We start from the raw sequence: 9,250 nt of genomic DNA, 5'->3' as shown, positions 1-9,250 counted from the left end.
ACGGTAGACGCAACGCACGGCGTGATCTACGAGGGTGAGGTCGAGGGTGTCAAGGCAGAGTCCAAGGCCCAAGCGGCCCAGGCCGTGACTACCCAAGCCGGCGATATAATACTTCACATATACAGGTCCATAAGGACGGCGACGGGTGTTTACATGAACCTGGGCGTCCCTGAGAAGATTGATGAGTACAAGGACCTGCCGTTCGACGGTATCGGGTTGATGAGGATTGAGTTTGTGCTGTCGAGTTACATTGGGGACCACCCACTGTACCTAATAGACATTGGTAATGAGGAGAAGTTCGTAGGCAAGCTTGCCGAGGGCGTGGCTTACGTGGCGAAGGCGATATACCCGAGACCAGTAATAGTCAGGTTCAGCGATTTCAAGAGCAATGAGTATAGGCAGTTGAGGGGTGGTGAGAAGTACGAGCCCGAGGAGAGAAACCCAATGCTTGGTTGGAGGGGTGTGTCCAGGTACATAAGTAAGTCCTACGAGAAGGCCTTCAGGCTTGAGGTTAGGGCGATAAGGAGGGTTAGGGAGGAGTACAACCTAAACAACGTCCATGTCATGGCGCCCTTCGTCAGGTCACCCTGGGAGTTGGAGAGATTCATGGAGATAATGAGGAGCGAGGACTTGGATAGGGGTAGGGACTTCAGGGTATACGCGATGGCAGAGATACCAAGCATAGCACTACTCGTTGAGGACTTCGCAAAGCACGTGGACGGATTCTCCATAGGAAGCAACGACCTAACGCAACTAGTGCTCGGCACGGACAGGGATAACGAGATACTGGTTAGGCAGGACCCGAGGTACTTCGACGAGAGGGACCCAGCCGTACTAAGGGCCATGTACGAAATAATCAGGAGGGCACACACGATGAACAAGAGCGTAGGCATATGCGGACAAGCCCCCTCGGTATACCCAGAAATAACGGAGTTCCTGGTAAGGGCAGGGATAGACTACGTAAGCGTAAACCCAGACGCAGTAATAACAACGAGACTACTCATAGACTCAATAGAAAGGAAGATAATACTCGAGGAACTGAGGGAACTAAAGACCAAACTCATGAACACAGACCCAGACACAGAATTCAGAAACATACTCAACAAGGTATTCAAAGGCTAAACCACGAAACCAATAAAATAAGAACCAATCAAAACCATAGCCAAAATTAAGATTTGTTTTGTTGTTTATTGTGGAGTTGATTCGTGGCAAAATTTTGCCATGGCTCGGTAATTAAAACATTTTTCATGACCCGTGGCCTTACTTCATTATTGTGGTTATTGTGTTTGTTATCATTGTGATTCCGAAGTATGCTATTGCTAGGGCTAGGGCTATGAGTAGGGCTTTGTAGGTTGTTGCCTTTACCTTGCTTAGTGATCCTAGGGATGCGATTAGTGTTAGCCAGGTGTAGTCGAGCCATACGTGGGATGCGTAGAGTATTGCTATGCCTGCTAGGTACATTGCCTGGAATGCTTCGATTACTAGCGGTGTGCCTACTCCGATCCACCAGGCTATGAAGTATGGGTTGAATAGTGATAATGCAGCTCCTGTGATTATGGCTGAGCCGTACCTTGGTGGGTCCTTTATGCCTGGGTTCTTCAATGCATCCCTAAGTGTTAGGTATGCGAAGAATAGTGAATGCGCCGCCTACTAGTCCGAAGGTTGTCTCTACCGTTGGTATTTCGAATATGTAGTGGAGGCCGTAGGCTATGGCTAGGACCAGTGGTAGTTCCACGGTCATGTGGCCCACGGCCTCGTTGAACCCAGCCCTCCAACCACCCCTTGCACCAAGTGATGCGGCTGATGCCGTCAATGGGCCCGGCGCCAATGCGCCCGATGCGCTTATGATAATTACCTTGAGTATAAAGCCCGAGCCAAGCATTGGGGTGTTTTTATAACAATCGTTTTTAAGTATTTAGATTATTGAGAATTCTCATAGTTCCTGGAATGCGGTGTTCATCTCCCTAATTGCCTTTATCGAACCCTCTATGTATGATTCCTCCCTACCGACCTCCACGGCGCCCATTATTACCAGTGTTTTCCACTGGGTTTTCGTTGCATATATGTACTCCCTTGGGCCAACGTAGCACCTTGAGCCATCCTCATGGTAGAACCTGTAGTACGTCCTACCGTTCGATGTGAAGCTGTGTATTGACCTAACGGTCCTACCGCACCTTGGGCATATTATTGTGTTGCTCATCGAAATACTAGTTCTCAGGATGGTTTATAAATTACTTTCACCGTAACTAATACCAATTAAATATATAATTATTACTGATTATTAATTAAATTGGATTAGTAAGATAGAAAGATTTCTTGGTACTTAGTTCATAGCCGGTTTTTCAGTGAGACTATTTCGGTTTTCTTGGTTATTTGTGGTGTTTATTTTGTTGGTGGGTGAGTCCTCTTATGGCTATTAGGTATGCCGATACCATGTGTCTGTCTAGCCTGTACTTTCTCATTAATTCATCGTGTTAGTTATAGTTCTCATGCTTCCCATCGCCATTCCTAATCCATAGAAGCCTTAACCTACCGAGAATCTCTGGGTTTTCTAGGGACAAGGTCTTAACGCCATGTCAATAAGCATAATCCAACAATTCATGAACCCTCATGCCAATTATACTCCATAAACCCAAGGGGAACAACGAACTCAACAGATAAAGTCTCGGTATTCAGGAGCTCAATCATCGAGAGAATAGCCATGAAGGCACCACTGTACTCAATTAGGAGCCCTATGCTTAGGAAAGCCTCGTGCAGTTACCTCACTGAACCAAAACGTCTTGATTGACGGTGTTGGTGCCAGGGATAGCCAACTGTGGGTTCGCGGTGAGGTTCATATAACGGTACCGTTGGATGTTTATTATGAGCACATGGCCAGGCATAAACGAAACAGCGGTAGGTTTACTAGCGGTGTTGATGTTAATGCGGATAGGATTAACCTGGCGATTCTTGATGGGGCTGGTAGGCTCATAGACCATACAACCCTACTCACATACTTAATACGCTCCGTGAGGACTGCATCGAGTAACCCACTGTAATCCCTCGGTATTGTGAGTTTGAGGACAACCCTACCGATCGACCCATCAAACCTAACCGTAGCCACGTGAAACTCATAGTCCCCTATGACAAGACCCTCTTTATGTAGTAAATAAATGGAGCTACTACTAACCCAAGTACAATTCCCGCACCAATACTGGCTATGCTAGTTATCGCCCAGAAGCTCGGTGTATATGTATAACCCTCCACAAAGGTTGCCCAAAAGCCCCTGTACCAGAGTGGGTCGGCTGTTAATGTTGTTATACCGCCGATTAGGGCGTCAATTATGAATAATGCCTTGGCTGGTTTCAACTCCTCCTCAAGCTCCTCGGCAGAGCTACCCTCACCAACCCCCGGATTGGCAGACTTGCTGAGCACCCCTTGAAATGGTGTCATGTAATACCTATCCCTATAGATCAACCACAAATCAATTGCTGTGGCATAGGCAGTAATCTCATAAACAAACCAGAAGGGCTCACCGCCAAAACCGTAATGTGTTATGTCAGCGAGAAGGTTAAATATGACCATGGTTAACCCAGCTGAACCAGGCTTACCAACAAGAGCCGCTGCGAGCAGTGTCAAGAACAGTCTACCAATTATTGGGTAGTAGAAGTACGTGGTTACGGCACCAACCCTTGGGATTAGGGGTTCAATGAAGAAGTCGTAGACAACCATTAATGCCGCAGCCAGGGCTATGTAGACGAAATCTATGGTCTTGAAGTTACCGAAGGGTCTACCTTCCTTAGGTCTCCATGCCCAGGCTAGCAGGGCGAAGTAGAGTAGCGTCCATATAAGTATGATTGGCCAGGGTATTATCGTGTTCAGGTTAAAGTGCACACCATTCCAAACCATACAGGGTCGCAAACACAACAACAAAAGCCTTAATGAAACTTGTGCACGTAAAAAACATACACTACATACACATAAATACATAACCATAGACTAAATACTGCAGATATCACATTGTAAAGACACACCACCCATTACGCATAAATCTTAACACCCACCTCCCTGGCATACTTCATTAAGAGCTCCCTGAGTAATTGCTCGTCAGCATCCGGTATCCTTATGTGGCTCCAGGGTAACTTCTCATTCAACGGCTTTTGTGAGTATACGTACGTCACTGCATCATCAGCGTACCTACGGTTTGGAGCAATTTCGTAGGCAACGCTCCTAAACATACCCCTCCAACCAACCGGAGTGCCAGGCAGGACTTGCTGTTGCTGCTTAGCTAAGGATGATACTCTATGCGCGGCTATCTTAAACCACCAAGCAGTCAATGGCAACTCCCCAGCCACACCACCATCAACACTAAATGGCAACTTAATGGTTATGTAATCCACAAGGGAATAGAGACACCGCGGTGAGGGGGCCCGGGGAGACCCGCCGAGAAGGAGACGGTGGAGACGACAAGCCCCCACCGTCTCCGGAGAGACGGTTGAGTAAAAGTTTTTGTGCTCCCTACTGCCTTAGTGTATCTTTAGTGAATTATTGGCTTATTATTGTTAGGGAGAGGACGTTCATGGAGATTCTCGAGCGTGGAGTCTACGGCTGCTCAGACCCGCACTGTGGATTGCTCATGACCAGGGTTAGGCGTGGTGATAGGTTGGTGGTCTTCGTCAGCGGCTTCGGCTGCAAATCCTACTGCAAATCCTTCACCGCAATCCTGGAGGTGGTTGGTGATTGGGCCAAGGCGAAGGTCGGCAATTGGACTGGGGTTGTTTATGTAAAGCCAATAGCCCTGGGTAGGGTCGAGCTTGGTACTATAGCCAACAAACTAGGCTTTGTGAGGGGTAGGAAGAACATAACCGAGGCGCTGCACTCGGTAGACCCAACAAACCCAAGGGCAACACCAATACCAACCCAGGACGCAGAGTTGATAATGGGTGAAATGAGGAGGCAGGCGGAACCAAGGCCAGCCACGGAGATCCTAACGAGGAGGGAGACCAGGGAAGCCAGGGAGGAGGTGGGGAGGGCTGCCGAGAATATTGAGAAGTTGATGAGAGAGCTAGCCGAGATAGGGCAGATACTCGGCTACCACCCAATCACAAACTACGACACAGGCACGTACAAACTAACCCAGGCCTGGTGGGGAAGCAAGGACGAGTACGAAGAAGGACTAGCACCACTCGCAGTCTTCGAAACAACACAAAACACAGAACAAGCCCTAGCAAAACTAAAACACGCAAGGGACAAATGGAGAGGGGTAAAAACATACCTAATAACACTAAGGCCCGAGGACACCAAAGAAATAGAAAAAGCACTAAAAGGCTCATTCCACGAACTAAAAAACAAAATAAAAACAATAACCAAGGAAGAAATAGAACAAACAAACAAAGACCTAACAAAACACAAAGAAACAATAAAAGAACTAACAAGCCTAAGACAGGACTAACCATGAACAAGTTACGGTTGAATGATTCAAAGACCAAGCCATGGCAAAATTTTGCCACGAAACGAAAAACAAAATAATAATCAAAATAAGCCCCGAACACTGTGAACATTAATCATCATTATTTGCAGACTTGTCTATAGGTACTTATTTATGCCGTGCCTTAGTACGGGATCCGGTATTATGTATTCATCATTTGCCTTCTCCAGTATGCTTAGTTTTACTAGGTGTTCGAGGAGTTTTGTGAAGTTGTGGCTGTCTATTTCAGCGCCCTCCCTCGCCTCTACTGCCCTCTTTATCTCTGACCACTTCCTCGGTCTCTCTGCCACGGTTTTTAGGATGACCTTGTACCTATCCTCCGCCCGAGACTTCGTAAGGAACCTCCTCAACTCCTCAACCTCCTGTTTCGACGCTATGTCGAGTATCTCCTCGAGGCTTAACCCACCGTGCACCCTGTACCACCCGTAGTATGTTAACCAACCAATTATCCCGTCCAGGAGATCCGCAGCCCTCTCTATTTCCTCGTTACTAACGTTAACCCCAGCCTCGGAGAAGCCCAGCCTGAGGAATTCGATGGATTGTTCCCTAGAGAGTCTTTTCAACCTTATTTCCTTAACCACCCTGCCATATAGTGGTGAATCTGGCTCATAGAGACCCAACACATCGTACATAAGACCCACTTGGGAGCCCGTGATTATCGTCACCACACTACCCAGGTTATCGTAGATGTAAGCCACCAATGTCGGTATTGATAAGCCAATGCCCCTAAGCTCCTGGGCCTCGTCAATCGCCAGGACGACCTTTCTACCCAGGTCCTCAGCCACCTCATTAATGGCATTCAGCAATTCCGTCAACGGCACCCTATTTGCCCTCCCCCACGATAGGGATACCGACGGAGGCGATAGGGATACCGAGACCCCACGAATCCTACTCAAGTACCTAACCAACCTACCCCCAAAGTCCTCATTCCTCTCCAGGAAATCGCCCAAGGCCCTAGACAACTCATTAAAGAAACCCCTAACACCAACCCTACCCTCATTAATTATTATCCTCCTAACGTCAATCATCACGTGAGGAATACCATAACTATTGAGGAAGCTCCTGACAAGGCTCGACTTACCCATCCTCCTAAGGCCAAGGACAACAGCAACCCTACCGCTATTATACACATCCACCAACTCACCAAGCTCCCCCCTGAAATCATAAAGCTCCTCAACCCTAGACCTAGGCTCGAGAGAAAAGAGCACTGGCACACCCACCAGCAACTGGCACTACCACCAGTATTTCAAACTAACCCAAACCAACCCCAACATTATACTCAACACCAACAGAAACTCACAAACAACCCACCACCTAAACCCTACCATCAAGCCATTTAAACCCCAACGCAATACACAAACCAACCCGCACACCCACCACACACCAAAGACCCAGACCACCTATCATGAACAATTTACGATTGAATGAATCAATCACCAAGCCATGGCAAAATTTTGCCACAGAACGAAAAACCAAAAATAAGACAGACAAAATCGTGATTAATTAATACTCTTTTCACGGTTCCTGCCAGGTTGTTCATAGGGTCTCCGCAGCCATTCTTACGCCCCGTTTTCCTCATGCCTGCGTCCCTAATCACCTTTCATCTTTCGTCGGGTCTGTGCCCCCATCCTCGGTGCATCACTTCTCAGGTTGCCCACGGGGCTGGGCGCCGCACCCTTCACAGTCCTCCACTCCGGCGTGCGGGTTGTTTTCATCCTATAATTACCAATTTTTAAGCTTTTTGCTACCAAAAAATTTATAAATAATTGGTAGCCAAATTTCCTGTGAGGGCTGTGGCGTTTAGGGGAAGGCTCTATGCGGAGAAGAGGCATGGTAGGACTTACGTGAGGATTTACGTATACATGGACTTCGGCGGTGAGGAGTTGGTGCAGTACGTGGGTAAGGAGGTTGAGGGGCTCCTGGTGGTTAAAGAATGAGAGCGTTTAGGGCATTGTTAATTAAATTACCCAGGGATAGGTGCGATGTCGGGTACATAAAGCGATTAATGGCGCTAGCTAACCTTGCCTACCGTGGTTTCGAGGTTTGGGAACCAGACATACCCAAAACCATCCAGCACCACCTATATGGCTTTAGGAATTTCAAGAACAGTCTCATCTTCGGCACAAGCCCTAAGGCTTGGTTTGCAAGGACTTGGCCTCCATTGAAAACGAGAAGGGTTTATGCCGACGGTGCTAGGGAGGGCGTCCCTAATGCACCTGTTGTCCTCGATTTCATAAGAGGTATCATTAAGATACGCCTTGTCTGTAAGCCTGAGAGGGACTTTGTTCTCGAGCTACCAATGCCTGAGTGGGTTGTTGAGCGGGTAAGGGAGGGTGGTGATATTAAGTTCGCAAGAATCGGTCATAAGGATGGCGAGCCATACCTAGCCCTGGTTGCTGAGCGTGTGGTCAAGCCCTATAAGCCCAGCGATTACAAATTAGTGGTTGATGTGAATTCCTGGAGGTACGGCATCGCATGGGGATTGATACACGACGGTAGAATAGTCTCGTTTAAGCAGGAGAGGCCAGACCTGGGTTTATTAATGACCCTCTACAACGAGGCAGTACAACTAGAGCGAAAGGCTGGGAAGCTGAGGAGGTTAAATCTCGATTATACAGTCCTTAGGAAACAGGCCAAGGCTAGGAGGGGCAAAATTTACAGGGTCACTAGGGATAAGGCTTACTTCCTGGCGAGTAAGCTAGTCAGGAAGGCGTTGAGGTATAGGGCTTTGTTGGTTATTGATGACATGATTGAGGAGTCTAGGAGGGAGCTTCTTGAGGAGAAACTACCACGGGGCGTAATCAAGTTATTAATGGCAAACACGAAGAAATTCATCAAACAATTAACCACCTTAGCACAATGGTACGGTGTGCCGTACAGGTTCGAGAGACTACCAAGCACAGTATGTCCAATGTGCCAACACGAACTAACCCAAGAGGAAGGAAGGATAATGATTTGCGAAAACTGCGGATTCAAAGCACCAAGAGACAAAATACCCATACACTGGGCAATGAAGTTATAAGTCTTGCTTGTGCCCACGGGCAAGGCGGAATAGCTCACAGGGTCTCCGCCGCCATCCTTAGTATTGGGTCTGTAAGGTTTAGGTTTTCGTCTATTATTGAGTGTTGTTTTAGTGCGGTTAGTGCTTCGTGGATTACCCTGTCGCTTATTGTCCTTCTCTCGCGTTGTTCCAGTCCCCTCTTTATATCACCCCACTCCTTTATGCCGGCTGCTAGCATCTTTAGGATTGCCCTGTACCTCGTGCTGACTCTTGTTGATAGGAAGTTCTCCAGTTCCTGCCTGGCTAGTTTGATGGCTTCATTGACTATGCTCTTCACGTCCCTACCACCCACAGTCCTCTCGTACCCGTAGTACGTCAGCCAACCCACAACACCATCAAGTAGGTTAACCGCTTGGGTTAGTTCATCCTCTGGGACCTTGATTCCGAGCTCGCTGAAGCCCCTGCTCAGGAACTCCCGTGATTCAGCCCGGGTTAATTTCCTCGTTAAGACCTCCACAAAGGCTCTACCGTACATTGGTGATTCAGGGTCGCCCAGCACCTTCTCGAGAACCCCCATTTCAGATCCTGTGATTATTAGTACCAGGTTATCGAGGAAGTCGTACGCGTGGGCAACCGCATTCCAAAACTCGAGACCCAACGGACCACCGAGTCTCTGTGCCTCGTCAATAACCAACGGCAACCTAACGCCAGACCTACCCGCAACCCTATCCAACTCCCTCAATAACTCACTAATGAGCGGCCTATCCCTGCCCCAGCTAATA

Annotated in this window: 12 protein-coding genes; 5 read left to right on the top strand and 7 right to left on the bottom strand. The window is 48.0% G+C overall.

The annotated features are described in order from the left end of the window. Nucleotides 1-1,122: putative PEP-binding protein (locus B7L70_RS10910; protein ID WP_304440747.1), on the top strand; the 1,122-nt coding region annotated here is incomplete at its 5' end. A 138-nt stretch (nucleotides 1,123-1,260) separates the two neighbouring features. Here the strand turns inward: B7L70_RS10910 and B7L70_RS14195 are convergent. From B7L70_RS14195 to B7L70_RS10900, 3 genes are read right to left on the bottom strand one after another with little or no spacing between them, the layout of a single operon-like run. Beyond that, nucleotides 1,261-1,602 (bottom strand): LysE family transporter, encoded by a 342-nt coding sequence (locus B7L70_RS14195; RefSeq protein ID WP_255408866.1) that lies wholly within the window; start codon nucleotides 1,600-1,602, stop codon nucleotides 1,261-1,263. Between the two features lie 7 nt (nucleotides 1,603-1,609). Beyond that, complete coding sequence (locus tag B7L70_RS14190) at nucleotides 1,610-1,882, bottom strand: LysE family transporter (protein ID WP_255408865.1); 273 nt, start codon at nucleotides 1,880-1,882, stop codon at nucleotides 1,610-1,612. Nucleotides 1,883-1,933: 51 nt separating this feature from the next. After that, nucleotides 1,934-2,200, bottom strand: a complete 267-nt coding sequence (locus B7L70_RS10900; protein WP_081228190.1) for a hypothetical protein — start codon at nucleotides 2,198-2,200, stop codon at nucleotides 1,934-1,936. A gap of 580 nt (nucleotides 2,201-2,780) precedes the next feature. On the opposite strand from B7L70_RS10900, the gene B7L70_RS10895 reads away from it, so the two are divergent. Beyond that, complete coding sequence (locus B7L70_RS10895; protein ID WP_081228188.1) at nucleotides 2,781-3,038, top strand: hypothetical protein; 258 nt, start codon at nucleotides 2,781-2,783, stop codon at nucleotides 3,036-3,038. A gap of 82 nt (nucleotides 3,039-3,120) precedes the next feature. On the opposite strand, the gene B7L70_RS10890 is transcribed toward B7L70_RS10895, so the two are convergent. Together B7L70_RS10890 and B7L70_RS10885 are read right to left on the bottom strand one after the other, a co-directional pair. Then, nucleotides 3,121-3,888 carry a hypothetical protein gene (locus B7L70_RS10890; protein WP_081228187.1) on the bottom strand — a complete coding sequence of 256 codons (768 nt, stop codon included), beginning with the start codon at nucleotides 3,886-3,888 and terminating at the stop codon, nucleotides 3,121-3,123. Nucleotides 3,889-4,019: 131 nt separating this feature from the next. After that, nucleotides 4,020-4,379 (bottom strand): hypothetical protein, encoded by a 360-nt coding sequence (locus tag B7L70_RS10885; protein ID WP_081228185.1) that lies wholly within the window; start codon nucleotides 4,377-4,379, stop codon nucleotides 4,020-4,022. Nucleotides 4,380-4,519: 140 nt separating this feature from the next. Between B7L70_RS10885 and B7L70_RS10880 the strand changes: the two genes are divergently transcribed. After that, entirely contained in the window at nucleotides 4,520-5,431 is a 912-nt protein-coding gene (locus tag B7L70_RS10880) for an EVE domain-containing protein (RefSeq protein WP_238376220.1), read from the top strand. A 134-nt stretch (nucleotides 5,432-5,565) separates the two neighbouring features. Here B7L70_RS10880 and B7L70_RS10875 read toward each other — a convergent pair whose 3' ends face one another. Beyond that, complete coding sequence (locus tag B7L70_RS10875; RefSeq protein ID WP_238376219.1) at nucleotides 5,566-6,675, bottom strand: ATP-binding protein; 1,110 nt, start codon at nucleotides 6,673-6,675, stop codon at nucleotides 5,566-5,568. Between the two features lie 576 nt (nucleotides 6,676-7,251). On the opposite strand from B7L70_RS10875, the gene B7L70_RS13570 reads away from it, so the two are divergent. Continuing rightward, nucleotides 7,252-7,404, top strand: coding sequence for a hypothetical protein (locus B7L70_RS13570; RefSeq protein ID WP_162009165.1), 153 nt, complete (start codon nucleotides 7,252-7,254; stop codon nucleotides 7,402-7,404). Next, nucleotides 7,401-8,489: a zinc ribbon domain-containing protein gene (locus B7L70_RS10870; protein ID WP_081228182.1), complete on the top strand. Its 1,089-nt coding sequence runs from the start codon at nucleotides 7,401-7,403 to the stop codon at nucleotides 8,487-8,489. Before B7L70_RS13570 ends, B7L70_RS10870 begins: the two co-directional genes overlap by 4 nt. Nucleotides 8,490-8,523: 34 nt before the next feature. Here the strand turns inward: B7L70_RS10870 and B7L70_RS13565 are convergent. After that, nucleotides 8,524-9,250 (bottom strand): ATP-binding protein (locus B7L70_RS13565; protein ID WP_081228181.1); only part of this gene is annotated, 727 nt, incomplete at its 5' end.

The organism is Vulcanisaeta sp. EB80 (assembly GCF_002078205.2).
Note: the sequence above shows the minus strand (reverse complement) of the source record. Positions and strands in the feature narration are given on the sequence as shown.

What these genes read in the sequence shown, in the direction of transcription:
- B7L70_RS14190 (WP_255408865.1), bottom strand. Translation starts at nt 1,882, where the DNA reads ATGCTTGGCTCGGGCTTTATACTCAAGGTAATTATCATAAGCGCATCG.
- B7L70_RS10900 (WP_081228190.1), bottom strand. Translation starts at nt 2,200, where the DNA reads ATGAGCAACACAATAATATGCCCAAGGTGCGGTAGGACCGTTAGGTCA.
- B7L70_RS10890 (WP_081228187.1), bottom strand. Translation starts at nt 3,888, where the DNA reads ATGGTTTGGAATGGTGTGCACTTTAACCTGAACACGATAATACCCTGG.
- B7L70_RS10870 (WP_081228182.1), top strand. Translation starts at nt 7,401, where the DNA reads ATGAGAGCGTTTAGGGCATTGTTAATTAAATTACCCAGGGATAGGTGC.